Annotated in this window: 18 protein-coding genes and 1 pseudogene; 13 read left to right on the plus strand and 6 right to left on the minus strand. The window is 58.0% G+C overall.

The features are described from left to right. A partial coding sequence (locus tag AACY18_RS19060) for a helix-turn-helix domain-containing protein (RefSeq protein ID WP_339431018.1) occupies positions 1-199 on the minus strand: 199 nt, incomplete at its 3' end. A 284-nt stretch (positions 200-483) separates the two neighbouring features. Here AACY18_RS19060 and AACY18_RS19065 point away from each other — a divergent pair. Next, complete coding sequence (locus AACY18_RS19065; protein WP_339465695.1) at positions 484-1665, plus strand: MFS transporter; 1182 nt, start codon at positions 484-486, stop codon at positions 1663-1665. 30 nt (positions 1666-1695) lie between these two features. Here the strand turns inward: AACY18_RS19065 and AACY18_RS19070 are convergent, their stop codons facing one another. Together AACY18_RS19070 and AACY18_RS19075 are read right to left on the minus strand one after the other, a co-directional pair. Further along, positions 1696-2733: an alpha/beta hydrolase family protein gene (locus tag AACY18_RS19070; protein ID WP_339465697.1), complete on the minus strand. Its 1038-nt coding sequence runs from the start codon at positions 2731-2733 to the stop codon at positions 1696-1698. A gap of 236 nt (positions 2734-2969) precedes the next feature. After that, positions 2970-3581 (minus strand): FMN-dependent NADH-azoreductase, encoded by a 612-nt coding sequence (locus AACY18_RS19075; RefSeq protein ID WP_339465698.1) that lies wholly within the window; start codon positions 3579-3581, stop codon positions 2970-2972. A 128-nt stretch (positions 3582-3709) separates the two neighbouring features. Here AACY18_RS19075 and AACY18_RS19080 point away from each other — a divergent pair, with 128 nt between their 5' ends. Further along, positions 3710-4618, plus strand: a complete 909-nt coding sequence (locus tag AACY18_RS19080) for a LysR substrate-binding domain-containing protein (protein ID WP_339465699.1) — start codon at positions 3710-3712, stop codon at positions 4616-4618. After that, complete coding sequence (locus AACY18_RS19085; RefSeq protein WP_339465701.1) at positions 4615-4974, plus strand: MmcQ/YjbR family DNA-binding protein; 360 nt, start codon at positions 4615-4617, stop codon at positions 4972-4974. The genes AACY18_RS19080 and AACY18_RS19085 overlap by 4 nt, the downstream gene beginning before the upstream one ends. 75 nt (positions 4975-5049) lie before the next feature. Here AACY18_RS19085 and AACY18_RS19090 read toward each other — a convergent pair whose 3' ends face one another. Beyond that, entirely contained in the window at positions 5050-5478 is a 429-nt protein-coding gene (locus tag AACY18_RS19090; protein ID WP_339465703.1) for a DUF1294 domain-containing protein, read from the minus strand. Then, positions 5475-6305, minus strand: a complete 831-nt coding sequence (locus tag AACY18_RS19095) for an undecaprenyl-diphosphate phosphatase (RefSeq protein WP_339465704.1) — start codon at positions 6303-6305, stop codon at positions 5475-5477. Before AACY18_RS19095 ends, AACY18_RS19090 begins: the two co-directional genes overlap by 4 nt. A 394-nt stretch (positions 6306-6699) precedes the next feature. Here AACY18_RS19095 and AACY18_RS28160 point away from each other — a divergent pair. From AACY18_RS28160 to AACY18_RS19140, 10 genes and pseudogenes are all read left to right on the plus strand, one after another. Further along, a pseudogene (locus AACY18_RS28160) lies at positions 6700-7386 on the plus strand (cache domain-containing protein); the annotation flags it as partial. Between the two features lie 123 nt (positions 7387-7509). Further along, positions 7510-8244 (plus strand): methyl-accepting chemotaxis protein, encoded by a 735-nt coding sequence (locus AACY18_RS28165; protein WP_401138962.1) that lies wholly within the window; start codon positions 7510-7512, stop codon positions 8242-8244. A 118-nt stretch (positions 8245-8362) separates the two neighbouring features. After that, positions 8363-8926, plus strand: a complete 564-nt coding sequence (gene pnuC / locus AACY18_RS19105; RefSeq protein ID WP_339465706.1) for a nicotinamide riboside transporter PnuC — start codon at positions 8363-8365, stop codon at positions 8924-8926. Next, positions 8923-9459 carry an AAA family ATPase gene (locus AACY18_RS19110; RefSeq protein ID WP_339465707.1) on the plus strand — a complete coding sequence of 179 codons (537 nt, stop codon included), beginning with the start codon at positions 8923-8925 and terminating at the stop codon, positions 9457-9459. Before pnuC ends, AACY18_RS19110 begins: the two co-directional genes overlap by 4 nt. A gap of 343 nt (positions 9460-9802) precedes the next feature. Next, on the plus strand, positions 9803-10252 hold the full coding sequence (locus tag AACY18_RS19115; protein ID WP_339465709.1) for a hypothetical protein: 450 nt from the start codon (positions 9803-9805) through the stop codon (positions 10250-10252). A gap of 1 nt (position 10253) precedes the next feature. Then, entirely contained in the window at positions 10254-10829 is a 576-nt protein-coding gene (locus AACY18_RS19120; protein ID WP_339465711.1) for an adhesin, read from the plus strand. A gap of 72 nt (positions 10830-10901) precedes the next feature. Beyond that, on the plus strand, positions 10902-11891 hold the full coding sequence (locus tag AACY18_RS19125) for a heme utilization protein (protein ID WP_339465713.1): 990 nt from the start codon (positions 10902-10904) through the stop codon (positions 11889-11891). Positions 11892-11954: 63 nt separating this feature from the next. Continuing rightward, complete coding sequence (locus tag AACY18_RS19130) at positions 11955-12635, plus strand: C39 family peptidase (RefSeq protein ID WP_339465715.1); 681 nt, start codon at positions 11955-11957, stop codon at positions 12633-12635. Positions 12636-12677: 42 nt separating this feature from the next. Continuing rightward, complete coding sequence (locus tag AACY18_RS19135) at positions 12678-13424, plus strand: hypothetical protein (RefSeq protein ID WP_339465716.1); 747 nt, start codon at positions 12678-12680, stop codon at positions 13422-13424. Positions 13425-13469: 45 nt separating this feature from the next. Continuing rightward, positions 13470-14768, plus strand: a complete 1299-nt coding sequence (locus AACY18_RS19140; protein WP_339465717.1) for a hypothetical protein — start codon at positions 13470-13472, stop codon at positions 14766-14768. 65 nt (positions 14769-14833) lie between these two features. On the opposite strand, the gene AACY18_RS19145 is transcribed toward AACY18_RS19140, so the two are convergent. After that, complete coding sequence (locus AACY18_RS19145; protein WP_339465718.1) at positions 14834-16159, minus strand: sigma-54 dependent transcriptional regulator; 1326 nt, start codon at positions 16157-16159, stop codon at positions 14834-14836. Positions 16160-16457: the final 298 nt, after the last annotated feature.

Consider the following 16457-nt stretch of genomic DNA (forward strand, 5'->3'; position numbering starts at 1 on the left):
GGGTACGGATGGAGGCGCCTTGGCTCCAATCTTGTCGACCATGCTTGCGTAACCAAACCAACACCGTCGACCGGCCCTGGATCCCGTAGCGCCGTTGAGCCTCTTTATAACTCAACTCGCCTTTTTCTACTTGGTCGACAACTGACAATTTAAAAGTCAGCGTGTAATCGCGCTGACTACGTTTTGCGCCCGTATCCATTGCACCCTCCTGATAAGAAGCCAGAAGGTGTAAACCTTATTCAGGACGAGACAGCTGCCAGTGAAAAGCCCTGTCCTTTGTGACGGGGCTTTTTGCAATCTGACGTGAGGAACATGGCGGTTCAGATGCCTTCGCGAGCAAGCCCGCCCCCACAGGGGAGCGCATTGAACCTGTAGCGCGCCGCAACGAAATCAGCGCTCAGGAAAATAGTTAGCCTGCTTTCTTTTGTTCTGCGCCCACGCCATGATGCGAACTCTCCCACCGCCGCCCGCGAACGAGTCCTCATGTCTGCTCCGCAAAGCTCTATGGCGATCACCCTGCAGATCGTATCCATCGTTTTCTATACCTTTATTGCCTTTCTCTGCATCGGACTGCCGATTGCGGTGCTGCCCGGTTATGTTCACGAACAATTGGGTTTCAGCGCCATCATTGCCGGGCTGGTGATCGGCTCGCAGTACCTGGCCACGCTGCTCAGTCGGCCGATGGCCGGACGCGTGTCGGACACCATCGGCACCAAACGGGCGATTGTTTATGGGCTGCTGGGGATTGTGTTCAGCGGTGTGCTGACGCTGGTGTCGACGCTGCTGCAAAGCTTTGCGCTGCCGAGCCTGCTGATTCTGATTGCCGGGCGTTTGCTGCTGGGCATCGCCCAAGGCTTGATCGGGGTGGGCACCATCAGTTGGTGCATGGGCCAGGTCGGGGTCGAACATACGGCCCGATCAATCGGCTGGAATGGCATCGCCTCTTACGGCGCGATTGCCATCGGCGCGCCGCTGGGTGTGGTGATGGTCGCCGATTACGGTTTTGCCAGTCTCGGCATCGCACTGTCGGTGCTGGCTATCGGTGCGCTGCTGTTGATCCGCAATAAACCTTCAGTGCCGGTGGTGCGCGGCGAACGGCTGCCTTTTTGGGCTGTGTTCGGACGCATTGCACCGTTTGGCGCAAGCTTGAGTCTGGCTTCGATCGGATACGGCACGCTGACCACCTTTATCACCCTCTATTACCTTAATCGTGGCTGGAGCGGCGCCGCGTATTGCCTGACCGTTTTCGGCGTGTGTTTCATCCTGTCGCGCCTGCTGTTCATCTCTGCCATCAGTCGCTTCGGCGGTTTCAATTCGGCCATTGCCTGCATGACCATTGAAACCGTTGGCCTGGTCATGCTTTGGCTGGCGCCCTCCACGGCGTACGCGTTGATGGGGGCAGGCATGGCCGGGTTCGGCCTGTCGCTGGTGTATCCGGCACTGGGGGTCGAGGCGATCAAACAGGTGCCCAACTCCAGCCGTGGTGCCGGGTTGAGTGCTTATGCGGTGTTTTTTGATCTGGCGCTGGCGATTGCCGGGCCGTTGATGGGCGCGGTGGCGTTGAATCTGGGGTATTCGTGGATTTTCTTCAGTGCGGCGCTGTTGTCGGTGACCGGGCTGGGGTTGACGCTGCTGCTCAAGCGGCGGGCAGAATCTCAGGTCTGAAGTGCTTCGATCGTGATGAACCGACGATATTTATTGATCCGCTGTCTGCATCCCCGCTCGGCTCGGTTTGCCCAAGGTATGGGCGAAGAATCGTCCGGCCTCGGAAATCAGGTTGCGGTGGATGTCTTCACGATCCACGCCATCAGCATCGGTACACAGCGCCGGCATGGCGAGAATCTGCTCTTCGCTGCACGGCGCCATGAACACAAAGTGCCCTGCTCCGGCCAGTAGCTTGAAGTCCGGTGCAGTCGGCAGTTTACGCGCCAGCGCCGCCGCGTTTTTATCGAATGCGACGAGTTTGTCGCCATCGCCGCTGTACAGCAGCACGGGTACATGCACGTCGGCCAACGTTTGACGACCGAACTTCAGACTCAACGGCGCCATCAGCAACAAGGCATGAACACGCGGGTCGGCCACCGGTTGCAAGTCGTCACGATCAACAATGAGCTCGCCCTTGGTGTTGCAGGCGTCCCGATCATCCGGGCGCTCCTGGCAATAGCGGCGCAGGCGATCCAGATCCGGTTGTGCGCCAGAGAGAATCAACGCTGTCTCACCACCCGCCGAATATCCGATGACTCCGACCTGATCCGCATTGACGAACGGCGCCAGCATGCGGTCGCCAAGGGTGGCGGTGATCGCTTCGGAAATCTGGATAGGCCGCCCATAGAGATTGCTCAGGGTGCCCAGTCGGCTGTGATCCTTGGAGTTGTCACCGGGGTGGATCACCGCGACCACCACAAACCCTTTGCGGGCCAGCGAGGTGGCAAGATCGTGCAGCGCCAAGGGGGTGCCGGTGTTGCCGTGGGACAGCATCAGCATCGGAAAACGGCCCATGGCGACCTTGGTGTCTTCGCCGGCTTCAATCGAGTAGCCCTCAAGCAGGCTCATGTGCTTGCGCTCACTGGAGGGATAGAACGCGATGGCGCGCATCGGTTGCAGATCCAGCGGATCGAGGAATGTCATCTCGTGGTAGCCAACGCTCCAGACCGGGTGAACCCCAGGCGCAGCTTGCACTGAGTTCAGGCCGCCCAGCAGGCAAATCAGTAACGCTGCACTAAGACGCATCATGGGGTGCCCCACCCTGTTGTTACTCAATCGAAAGATCCGTTGCTTTGTGAGGCCGGTACGCCGGGAATTCGACGAACTGTGACGACAATGCATCCAGACGCTGATCGTTTGACTGCATAACCTGGGCCAGATTATGTAACAGTCAGAAACAAAAAACTCCGTATTCGGCCCTTGCAGAACCAGAATACAGAGTTTTCGGGGGATTGCCTGAACTTGAGCAGTTCTTTATGCAAGCCTTACGCGGCGGCGAAAAGTTGCTCGCTGATCTTCGCTTGAGCAGCAGTCATGGCGTTGTTGCGCACTTCTTCACCATACGCCAGGCCTTCGGCACGGACGATCTCGATGTCTGTGATACCAAGGAAACCCAACACCAGTTTGAGATATTCCTCGTGGGCAATGCCGCTCGCCTGGCCGGCATGGATACCGCCAGACGTGGAGACGATGACCACCTTCTTGCCACCGCACAGGCCTTCTGGGCCGGCTTCGGTGTAACGGAAAGTCTGGCCGGCAACCGCAACGCGGTCGATCCAGGCCTTGAGTTGGGTCGGCACGGTGAAGTTGTACATCGGCGCGGCGATCACGATAGCATCGGCGGCGATGAACTCGGCCAGCGTCGAAGCGCTCAGATCGGCTTCATGCTGTTGTGCGGCGTCGCGCAGTTCAGCGGTCGTACCGGCAGCAACCAGCGTGGTCGACGAGAAGTGGCTGATGGCGTCAGCGGCCAGGTCGCGATAGGTCACTACGGCGCTTGGCTCTGCAGCTTGCCAGGCGTTGACGACTTGGCTGCTCAACTGACGGGAAGCCGAGTTGTCGCCCAGAATGCTCGAATCGATATGCAGCAGTTTCATGTGGAATCTCCTGGAATGAATCGCCGGTGGCGACGGAATGGAGACAATCCTACGCAACAAACCAATAGCTGATTAGCCGCCAACAATGCGATAGTTCGTCCCACTGATAGAACAGTCGGATCTCAACCATGCAAGACCTCAACGATCTCTACTACTTCGCCAAAGTCGTCGAGGCTGGCGGCTTCGCGGCGGCCGGGCGTTTGCTGGGCATTCCCAAGTCAAGGCTGTCGCGGCGCATTGCTGAACTGGAAGAGCGTCTCGGTGCGCGCTTGCTGCAACGCACCACCCGCCAACTCAATTTGACGGCCGTCGGCGAACGATATCTGCGCCACTGCCAGGCAATGCTGCTGGAAGCAGAAATGGCTGACGAAGCCGTGGCCAGCATGTCCAGCGAGCCGCGCGGCCGTTTGCGGGTGTCATGCCCAACCGGTCTGGCGCGGGAAATGCTGCCGTCGGTCATCAGTGAGTTTCTTGGCAAATTCCCTAAGGTCCAACTGGAAATAGTCCTGCTCAACCGCCGTGTGGACCTGGTCGCCGAGGGTTTCGACGTTGCCCTGCGTGTGCGTGAACCGGGTGATGAAGACCCGCTGTTGGTGACCCGACGCTTGCGCCAGGCGCAAACGGTGTTGGTGGCCAGCCCGGCGTTTATCCAGGGGCAAACAATCAACCACCCGCAGGACTTGAGAAACCTGCCGGTGCTGGGGGCGCTTGAGGCTGATCGCCTGGTGCATGTGCGACTGTTCGATCAGGATGGCGGAAGTTTCGAGTTGAACATGGAGGCGCGCCTGGGCATTGATGACTTTATCGTGCGCAAGACCTGTGTCCTGGCGGGCCAAGGCTTCACCTTGCTGCCAATGATGTACTGCGAAAACGAGTTGCAAAACGGCACGCTGGTGCAGTTGCTGCCCGAATGGTCGCTGACCGGCGGCTGGCTGCAAGCGGTGTATCCGCATCGGCGCGGCGTGATGCCGGCCGTGCGCGCGTGGATCGATCATCTGGTCGAATCGTTCAGTGCCTGTGGGGAGCGGTTGTTATGAAACAAGGAAAGATGAGCGAAGCCGACGTGGCCGCGTTCTGTCTGGCATTGCCGGGCGCGCACGAAGACTACAAGTGGGGTGGCGTTCGGGTGTTTTCGATTGCTGGCAACAAGATGTTTGCCTTGCAAGGGCTTCGCGGCGATTCGCTGGCGTTCAAGGTAGACAAGGATCTGTTTCTGGGCCATTGCGACCGACCGGGGATTCATCCGGCGCCCTATCTGGCAAGGGCCCAGTGGATCATCATGCACCCGCCCTACCCTTTGGCCGCTGAGGAGTTGCGGGGTTTGCTGCAACGTTCGCATCAATTGGTGGTGAGCAAGCTGCCGAAGAAAACTCAAGTCGGCCTGCGGTTGTAACCGAATCCGGCTGAAAACAACCCTTCGAAACTGTGGGGGCGAGCAAGCCGCTCCCACACGACTTCAACGTGTTGTTTAGAGCAGTGCCAAAAGGTTGGAGCCGAGGAAGATCTGGTCGATCCAGAACACCTGGTGCAACAGGACGATCACCCAGAACAAAATCTGATACGAGACCTTGCGTGTCTTGTGCCTGAACACCTGCTGGGCGATCAACGCACCGGGCCAGCCACCGGCCAGTTCAACCGCATGAAGAATGTTCTCCGGCGTGCGCCACGCATCGGCGCGGGCCTTGCGCTTGTCAGCCCAATACATGAAGAACGCCAGCACGCTGACGACGCCATAAGCCGCCAACGGCACCAGCGATATCCCGCGCCCCCCCATCGACAGCGAGCCGTACAACGGCAACGCACAGACGACAGCCAGAACAACCAGTTTCAGTTTCAGGTTCTGAATACCGCCGCCCGAAGGTCGACCTTCGGGGCGGCGTGCGCGGGTATCACTCACGGCTTGGCCGCCGACCAGTCCACCCAACCAAACTGCCACGTTGCCAGAATCACCAGACCAAAGACGATTCGATACCAGGCAAACGCTGCATAACTGTGGCTGGCAATGAACTTGAGCAAACCGCGTACCGCAATCATCGCGAAGATAAACGCAGTGACGAAACCGATGGCGAACACCGGAAAGTCGGCCGGCACGAACAGATGGCGGTACTTGAAACCGGAGTAAACCGCAGCACCGACCATGGTTGGCATGGCGAGGAAGAACGAGAACTCGGTGGCGGTTTTGCGTGACAGGCCGAACAGCAGGCCGCCAATGATCGTCGAGCCGGAGCGCGAAGTGCCGGGGATCATTGCCAGGCATTGCGCAAAACCGATTTTCAGCGCGTCGGTCCAGCGAATCTCATCGACCGTTTGCGCGTGCACTTCATGCTGTCGCTGTTCAGCCCACAACATGATGACGCCCCCCACCACCAACGCCGTAGCCACGGTGATCGGGTTGAACAGATACTGATGGATCAGATCGGCAAAGATCACGCCCAGCACAACGGCGGGCATGAAAGCGATCAGCAGGTTGGCGGTAAAGCGCCGCGCGCGGGGCTGAGTCGGCAAACCGACCACCACGTCGAGGATCTTGCGACGAAATTCCCAGACCACTGCGAGGATAGCGCCAAGCTGAATAATGATGTTGAACGCCATGGCCCGCTCGCCGCCAAAATTGAGCAGGTCGGCAACGATGATCTGGTGTCCGGTACTGGAAATGGGCAAAAACTCCGTCAGCCCTTCTACAACGCCTAGTATCAGTGCCTGCAAGGCAGTCCAAAGATCCATCAATCCCCCAAAGAGCGATGCGCTCAGGCATGCTCCGATAGTATTTTCTAACGTTCACTGCGATCAGCGTGGCCGGATATTGCGGTACCGATTCCGCGCGCTCAGGATCCACACGAAGGGGTCAAAATTCCGTGAAATATTAATTTGGATTCAGGTTTTCACACGCGGGGCCGAAATCCTAACAGACAAGCCTTATTAGCGCTGCCGCGTTATACGACTTGGGTCGCGTATGCCCGCTCACGAAATCGTGGTTGGATGCTGGCGGTCGTTTATTACAAGAAAAAGAATCAGGAGTGACAGCGTTATGAACAGCTTGCGCAGTGTGTCGATCAGCCGACGCTTGTGGCTCATCTTGATTGTGGCCGTGGTCATGTTGCTAACCTTGGGCGTGTTGATGCTCAAGCAGATTCACGATGACCTGTATCACGCCAAAGCCCAGAAAACCCAGCATGTGGTACAGACCGCCAGCGGATTGCTGACCTATTACCATGACCTGGAAACCGCCGGCACTCTGACCAGAGAAGCCGCGCAAAAACAGGCAGTCACCGCCATCCGTGGCCTGCGCTACGACCAGAGTGACTATTTCTGGATCAACGACCTCACGCCCGTGATGGTCATGCACCCCACCAACCCCAAGCTTGAAGGCCAGAATCTCTCGGCGATCCGCGATCCGGACGGTTTTGCAGTGTTCAACGAAATGGTCGCCATCGCCAAAGCCAAGGGCGCCGGCATGGTCGATTACCGTTGGCCAAAACCCGGTGCCACCGAGCCTGTTGCCAAAACGTCCTACATCAAGTTGTTTGAGCCTTGGGGCTGGGTGATTGGCTCTGGCGTGTATGTCGACGATGTGCAGGTCGAGTTCCAGGGGCAAGTCATCAAGGCGTCGGTCGTCGGCCTGGCGATTTCGCTGATCATGGCCCTGCTGGTGATTCTGATTGCCCGCAGTATCGTACGGCCATTGCAGGAAACCGTAAGCGCCATGGCCAACATCGCCAGCGGCGAAAGCGACCTGACCCGCAGCCTCGATACCCACGGCAAGGATGAGGTCACGGAGCTGGCTCGTCATTTCAACGCGTTCACTGCCAAATTGCGCCGGGTCATCGGTGACTTGCAGGTATCGGCCAGCGCCCTCGGCCAGTCGTCCTGCGAACTGGGCAACGATGCCTCGCAGGCCCAGGAACGCAGCCAGCAACAATCGCAACAGATGGAACTGGTCGCCACCGCGATCAACGAGGTGACTTACGGTGTGCAGGATGTGGCTAAGAACGCGGAGCATGCCGCCGCCGAAATGCGCGACGCCGAGGCGCAGGCACAACAGGGCCAGATCAATATCGACGGTAGCCTGCAACAGATCGACAAGTTGTCCGGCACCATTGATCAAGCCGTTGAAGTGATTCGTACCCTGGCTGACGAAAGTACCCAGATCGGCAGCGTGCTGGAAGTGATTCGTTCGATTGCCGAGCAAACCAACTTGCTCGCGCTCAACGCGGCCATCGAAGCGGCGCGCGCTGGCGAACAGGGCCGCGGATTCGCCGTGGTGGCGGATGAAGTGCGCTTGCTGGCGCAGCGTACGCAGAAGTCGACAGCGGAGATCCAATCGATGATCGAGCGACTGCAAAATCACTCCGAAGCGGCGGTCAAGGTGATCGGCGACAGTAGCAAGGCTTCGCAACTGACCATCGAACAGGCCGGGCTGGCCGGTGCCAGCCTGAACGCCATTGGCCAGGCATTGCGCAATCTCAATGGCCTGAACGCGTCGATTGCCAGTGCGACGCTGCAACAGGCGCATGTGGTTGAGGACATCAACCAGAACGTCACGCAAGCAGCCGGGTTGTCTCACAGCACCGCAATGGCGGCAGAGCAGTCGAGTGCGGCGAGTGCGCGGCTGGGGCAATTGAGCGAACAACTGAACAGCCTGCTGCGCCAGTTCCGCGTCTGACAACCATGCCCCTGAGGGAGTGAGCTCGCTCCCTCAGGTCAGGCGGCGCAGCGCTTAATGCCTCGGTCGTGTTTTTGGGTACAATCCGCCCCCCTTCAACTCCCCCAAAGGAACCTACATGTCCGGGCTTGAACTGTTTGCTGCCGCCCTCGGTGTGATCGCCGTTTGGCTGACGGTCAAACAGAACCCGTGGTGCTGGCCCATCGGTTTGGTCATGGTGTTGCTCTATAGCTGGATCTTCTTTGAAGTGAAGCTGTATTCGGACATGTTGCTGCAAGTGATCTACGCCGCCCTTCAGATCTACGGCTGGTGGCAATGGACGCGTGCCGGGACGATGCATGACGGGCGCGAAGTGACCCGCCTCGACACCCGCTCGATTTTCCTTGGCCTGTGCGCTGGCGCGGTTGGCAGTGTGTTGCTCGGTGCGGCCATGGCCCACTGGACCGACGCTGCACAACCGTGGCTGGACGCAGCACTCACCGGTTTCAGCCTGGTGGCACAGCTGTGGATGGCGCAAAAACGCCTGCAATGCTGGGCTCTGTGGTTCGTGCTTGATGTGATCTTTGTCGGATTGTTTATCTACAAAGGGCTTTACCTCACCGCCGCGTTGTACGGCTTGTTCACCCTGCTGGCGGTACAAGGCTGGCGTGAATGGCGGGCTGATCCGGCGTTGCGCACATGAAAGTCGTGGTTCTGACCGGCCCCGAGTCCACCGGCAAGAGCTGGCTGGCGGCCGGCCTTCAGCAGCATTTCGGTGGCCTGCGCGTCGACGAATACGTACGCTTTTTCATCGAACAGAACCCTCGGGAGACGTGTCTGGCCGATATCCCCGAGATCGCCCGCGGCCAACTGCAATGGGAGGATCATGCGCGGGCGCAGCAACCGCCACTGCTGATTCTCGACACCCACCTGTTGAGCAACATCCTGTGGAGCCAGACCCTGTTCGGCGATTGCCCACCCTGGCTGGAGCCGCAGTTGCTGGCCCGGCATTACGACTTGCACCTGCTGTTGTGCCCGGAGCAGATCGACTGGACCGATGACGGGCAACGCTGCCAGCCGGATCTTGGCGAGCGTTTAGGGTTTTACCAGGCTACCCACGACTGGCTTGAGCAGCACCGGCAACCGTTTCAGATCATTCAAGGCCATTGGACCGAGCGCCAGGCGCAAGCCTTTGCTGCGGTCGAGCGATTGCTGGCCGAATCAGCCGACTCATAGGGACGCCGGCCTCATTGCCACCGTCTCGCGGGCCAAAGTGTCCGTTTCTGAAACACTTGCCTGAGTGCAAAGCGCCCGTCTCAGTGGCCTTCACCGCGTTGTCATCCCAGTTGTTAAGCGGCTGAAACACATTGGCGCAAACCCTTCTTCCAGAGCTTTGTATCGACTTTGGTCGGATACTTGCCAGCCGGCCTGTTTCAACGCTGAAACAGTTCCTGTGTCAGCGTCGCATCCATTCCCAGTAACCCATTGAAATTCCAGAACAATCATAAAGCGGCACAGGATTCGCTATCTCCTTCACAACGCTGACTAGGGCCAGCCCACTGAAGAAGGAATTGCAGCCGTGGGGAATTTCAAAAAAAGCTTGACCTGCCTTCTGCTGATCGGATCAGCCGCCAGCACCATCCTCAGTTTCAACGTTCAGGCCGAAGGCAATGGCGTGATCGTCCTCAATCGCGATGTCCAGCCGATTCCTATCGGGCGCAATGGTGGCAAAGACCCCTACCCGACCACCGTCAACGCCAACCCATCGGCGCGAATCAACCAGACTCTGAGCAATACCGAACTGAGCGACGGTGACTTTGCCAGCGTCGCCAGCGGCTCGTCGATTCGCGGCAACATCACCGCACCCAATTCGAATCTGCCCGGCATGAACACCCTGACCAACCCCAGCGGTATGCCAGGCATGAGTGCCGGCCATGGCGGCGGTGCCGGCGGCTCGATCTCCAACACGGTCAACCGTGCGATGAGCACTGGACTGGCTCCTTTGACCCGCATGGCTGGAGGCCAATGAGATGAATCGCTCCCTGCTCCTGCTCGCCTTCATCGGCTGCACCAGCGCTATGGCGGCCGACCCTGGCTCGGTAAACAACGCCAACATCCAGGATTCTGGTGTGCAGTACCGCGGCAACTTCAACGTCAACCAGGCCGCCGGTGACCAGATGCAGCAAGCCAATACCAAAGCCATCGCGATTGGCACCGACGCCAGCGCCAGCACCATCGTCAGGCAGCGAATCGACACGCCGGCCGACCGGTCGATGAATGCCAGCGCCACCATTGGCGGCACCTCTTTCAGTAATGGCAACGGAATCCTGGGAGTAAACCAGGGCGCCGGGGCCAACAACCAGATGGCCAACGTGACGCGCGTCAGCATCAGTGCTGCCCCGCAGAGCGTTGACGATAGCGCCCTTTCTCAACAGAACGTGGCGTTGTTACCGAGCTCAGGAGCAACTGGTACCTCACCCGGCAGTCGCCAGGTCACGACAAGTGATCAGGCCTTCACCGGCAGCCGAGGGGTCATCCAGGTGAACCAGAGTGCCGGGGTGGGGAACCGTATGGCTAACACCCTGAGCATCCGGGTCGCAGACTGACCCAAACAAAAAAAAGCAGTGCAATTAGAAAAGTCCCAACACTTAACCAACTAATAAGCACGGAGAAACACCATGAAACCTACAATGGCTCTTAAACCACTGGTTTTCGCTCTTGCAGCAGTAATGGCAATGGCAGCTCAGGCAGGCGGTAACGATCATGGTAACAACGGCGGTCATGGTCACCAGCCTCCTCCACCAAAAGGCCCAACCCTGGAGCAGCTCCTGCAAATCACTGCCGGTGCCGGCGCCGCTGTACTGGATACACAGAACAGCGACGGCAACGTGGTGAAAAACCAGGGCACCAAAAACAACGCCACCACCGACAACTCGCTCAACGGTTCCAACGGCAACATGGGTGCCAACACCGCAGCAGGCGACGGTAACCAACAAGACAACGCTGCCGCTCTGGCGACCGCCGACGAAAGCTTCATCTTCGGCACTGCTGTTGCTGCCTCGAGTGCAACTCAGGTCAACAACAACAACTACGTAAAAAATTCGTCGACCGTCAACAACGCCACACTTAACAATGCAGGCAACAACGGCTCCGGCAACATCGGCGTCAACGTGACGGCTGGCAACTTCAACCAACAGAAAAACAACCTGGCTATCGCTGTATCGGGCGGTCGTGTCGCTCAGGCCGCAGCCGCGGCCAACCAGTCTTCCACTGGCCTGGTGGTCGAAAACAAAGGTGTGCAAACCTACAAAAAAGACACCCTCACCGGCACTTTTGCAGCCGCTGGTGTGTTTAAAGCCAAAGGCACTGCAACCATCGAAGGCGATGACAGCCACCACGGTGGGTACGGCAACAAAGGTGGTCACGGTGGTGGCAATGACGATCAAAAAGCCAAGTTCGAAGCCGTGGGTACTTTTGGCCTCGCTGGCGTAACCACTCAGCAAGTGTTGACCAAAGATGGCTGGAAAAACCCAGTCACCAACACTGCCAACATGACTGGTTCGATGAACAACTTCTCCGGCAACGGTGGAGCCAACGTCTCGGCCGGTGTGGGCAACCAACAAAGCAACTCGCTGTCCATCGCTGCAGGTTGCAAAGCCTGCATGTAATCGCGATCGAAACGAAAGCCCCGGCAACGGGGCTTTTCCTCAGTCCGCAAAGGCGTATCGATCATGCGTAAGACTGCCCTTATCGCTCTGCTTTGCCTGTCCGGCCTGTCCCAGGCTGCCCAGATGCCTGTGGCTGCCCTTCCCGGCGGCACACTCGTCTACAAGAACGTGCAAAGCATTCGTGAGCGCAAGTTTTCCGACATCGTCGAACAGAAAACCGATTTCAGTTGCGGCGCCGCCGCACTGGCCACGGTGTTACGCCAGGCCTATTGGCTCGACGTCGATGAGGAGCACATCATCAAAGGCATGCTGGTCAATTCCGACCCGGACCTTGTTCGCACTCAAGGTTTTTCCATGCTGGACATGAAGCGCTACGTTGAAAGCATCGGCATGCGTGCCAGGGGTTACCGGATTCCGCCCGAGAAACTCGAAGCGGTGACCATTCCGGTGGTGGTACTGATGGAGATTCGCGGCTACAAGCATTTCGTGGTGTTGCAGCGTGCGGACAAGGATTGGGTTTACATCGCAGACCCGGTTTTAGGCCATAAACGCTACGGCCACGATGACTTTGTCAAAGGTTGGAACGGCATTGTCTTCGCCATCGTCGGTCCCGGATATGACAAAACCAATGCGTTACGAAGCCCTCCGACACCGCTGACCGCCAAGAACAAACTCGATGGTTTCAACCCTGTCCGAGACGCCGAGTTGATGGATTTCGGATTCATACAGAGCGACTTCTTTTAATCGCCGATAAAAGAATGGGACTGGACGTCCCGGGAGCAGCAGATGAAAACCTCATACTGGCTGGCCGCTGCCTGCCTGGCAGCGAGCGTTTCAGGCTACGCCAATGCAGGATTCAAACCCATCGAAGTCAAGGACCAGGAGCTCGCCGAGCTGCGCGGTCGTTATGTCATGCCGGGGCGAATCATCAGCTTCGGTATTGTCATGAGCAGTACCTGGCGCAATGCCAGTGGTGACCTGATCGGGGCATCGACCTCAATGCAACTTCAAGCAGCAACCGTTAAACCCGAATTCTATGTTCAGACCATCAAGGAGCACGGCAACGGCAGCCCCCTGACAGCCGGCACCGGCACGATTACCGGTGGCGCCGCCCTCAACAGCAGCCAGGGCGTGACGCAAAGCGTGCGCGCCGCTGGCGACAGCAACACGGCCTACAATAACGTCGCAATCAATGTCTCAGAGGCTTCCAGGGCTCCAGCGCTGGTACCCGCTCAAGGGCAGGCGTTGATGGCCGGACAAACCATCACCGGTGGTAATGCTGCCGGGAATGTGGCCGTTTCGGCCACCGGCAGTGGCATTCAAATGGCTATTCAGGCCTCCGGAAATCAGGGTACATCCCTGCAACAGGTCGCCCAGGGTGGTTTGCTGCAAAACACCCGCTTGCTCGGCAGTGCCAACGTGGTCAACAACATGACCCAACTCAACGTAGTTCTGAACAACAACGGCATGAGCGCCGGCGCATTGGACTGTAACCTGAGTCAACTCAGGGCCCTACGCAATATCGGATATTGAACTACGCTTGGTCTCGATCATTGGGTTTAAAGGGACGGCTTATTCATGTATCGATCAGTATCACTGCGTACAGCGGTTTGTTTGAGTACGCTTCTTCCCGCCGCCATGCTGCAAGCAGCACCCGACGCGGACGTCGCGACACTCAAGCAAGAACTTCTGGAACTCAAACAACGATACGAAGTACAACAAAAGGCCCTGGCGGTGCTCGAACAACGAGTCCGCCAGGTTGAGGAGCAACCCGTAGCCCCACCTCCCAAGCGCCTGGTCAAATCGCCTGCAGACATGAAACGCAATGCCGTTGCAAACCGCACTGGCTCTGCCACTGCATCCGGAGGCGCTGCAGGTGGCAGTGGTTACGGGCAGTCGCTGGCCGACGATTCACAACCGGCGCAAAGCGTATCCAACCTGTATGACGAAGCCAGTGGCTTTTTTGGCGGCGGTAAATTCAGTCTCGAAACCGGCATTACCTACTCGCGCTATGACACCCGTCAGTTGATCCTGAATGGTTTTCTCGCACTGGATTCGATTTTTCTGGGCAACATCAACCTTGACCGTATCAAGGCCGATACCTGGACGCTGGACGTCACCGGCCGCTACAACTTCAACAATCGCTGGCAGTTTGATCTGAACGTGCCAGTGGTGTACCGCGAATCGACCTATCAGTCCGGTGGCGGCAATCAGGGGGCTGCCGGCGTAACAACCGAGCAGGACGTTACGCGAGATCCCACCATTGGCGACGTCAACTTCGGTATCGCCTATAAATTCATGGACGAGTCCGTCAACACCCCGGACGCCGTGGTCACCTTGCGCGTGAAGGCGCCGACCGGCAAGGACCCGTTCGGCATCAAGTTGCGCCAGACCGACGCCAACACCAACCTGTTCGTGCCTGACACCCTGCCGACCGGCAACGGCGTCTGGTCGATTACGCCAGGCATCTCGCTGGTCAAAACCTTCGACCCGGCGGTGTTGTTCGGCAGCTTGTCCTACACACATAACCTTGAGGAGTCGTTCGACGACATCAGCTCGACCGTCAACCAGAAAACCCCGGGCAAAGTGCGAATCGGCGACAGCTTCCAGATCGGCGCCGGTGTAGCCTTCGCCTTGAACGAAAAGATGAGCATGTCGTTCTCGGTATCTGATCTGGTGCAACGTCAAAGCAAGCTCAAACAAGACGGTGGGGATTGGCAGTCGGTGGTGTCCAGTGATGCCAACGCCGGCTACTTCAACATCGGCATGACCGTTGCGGCCACCGATAACCTGACCATCGTTCCCAACCTGTCTATCGGCTTGACTGATGATGCCCCGGACTTTTCCTTCAGCCTGAAATTCCCGTACTACTTCTGACCGCTCGACCACGAACAAGGCCCGCTGCGATTACGTCGCAGCGGGCCTTGTTCGTTTCCCCCGCCCTAGCGGATCTGATGCTTGTGCAACAAGCGATAAAAAGTCGGCCGCGAAACGCCAAGCACCTTGGCCGCGATACTGAGGTTGTCGCTGTGCCGGTTCAACACATCGCACAGCGCCTGGCGTTCGGCACGGGTTTTGTAGTCTTCCAGCGTCCCCATCGGAGTGGCGATTGCGTGCTGGCTGATCAAACCCAGGTCGCGCGCTTCGATCTGCCGACCTTCAGCCAATACCAGGCCTCGACGCACGCGGTTGGCCAGTTCGCGAACGTTGCCCGGCCAGTCGTGTTTGCCCATGGCAATCAGCGCATCTTCACTGAAGCTGCGCGGCCGGCGTCCGGTTTCGTGACTGTAGAAGTGGGAAAAGTGGTTGGCCAGCATCGACAGATCGCCGTGGCGCTCACGCAGGGGCGCGGTGGCGACTTGCAGAACGTTGAGACGGTAATACAGGTCTTCGCGAAAGAGCTTCTTGTCGATGGCGGCTTCGAGATCGACGTGAGTCGCCGCCAGAACGCGCACATCAACCGGGATCGGTTGACTGCCGCCAACCCGTTCAATGTGTTTTTCCTGAAGAAAGCGCAGCAGATTGGCTTGCAGTTCCAGCGGCAGATCACCGATTTCATCAAGAAACAGCGTGCCACCATTGGCCGCTTCGATGCGCCCGACCTTTCGCTGATGAGCGCCGGTAAACGCACCTTTTTCGTGTCCGAACAGTTCGGACTGGATCAAATGTTCAGGAATTGCACCGCAGTTGATCGCCACGAACGGCTTGTTGTTACGCTGGGATTGACGATGCAGCGTGCGTGCAACCAGCTCTTTACCGGTGCCGCTTTCGCCGCGGATCAATACGGGCGACTCGGTGGGCGCCAGTTTGCTGAGGAGTTTGCGTAGTTCGCGTATCGGTTTGCTGTCGCCGAGCAGTTCGTGTTCCGGCTGATCGATGTGGACCGTGCCCTGCCCGCGCAAGCGCGCCATGCCGAACGCGCGGCCGAGGGTGACCTGCACCCGCGACACGTCAAACGGCAAGGTATGGAAATCGAAAAACCATTCACAGACGAAGTCACCGACGTTCTGCAAGCGCAGGACTTCCTGATTGAGCACAGCGATCCATTCAGTGCCGCTGCGACTGATCAGTTCCTTGACGGCTTCGGGACGTTCCAGGTGAAAAGGCTGCAAACGCAGCAAGCCGACATCACAGCTACGGTCGGCGGCGTTTTCCAGGCTGCAGCTGTCGACATCCCAGCCTGCCGCGCGCAAACCGGGTAGTAAGCGGTGACAGTCGTCGCAGGGATCGACCACCAATAAACGTCGTAATGCGGGCGCTTCACTCATGACTGTTCCTTGGCGCCAAATTTAAGGAATTTATTTTAAAAACAGTCATTTGGCAGACCTGGCTGTAACACTAGCAAGAATTTGACGGCGCCTTGTATCGATTGCTTATAGATCTACCGGCAAATACGTTATAAGAAACGTAATTATTAGCTAGCTATCGACTTGGTCTCTTTAAGCAAACTTTCAAGTTCTCCAGAAAATCCGACTGCATAAAAGAAATTTGAAATTTCTTTGTTTCAAGTGTGACCTGCTCCCCGGTTGCGTGCATCAGTACAAGTAACCAGCCGATCGGTGAGCC

The organism is Pseudomonas sp. EA_65y_Pfl2_P74, from assembly GCF_963970575.1.
GTDB lineage: Bacteria > Pseudomonadota > Gammaproteobacteria > Pseudomonadales > Pseudomonadaceae > Aquipseudomonas > Aquipseudomonas baetica_A.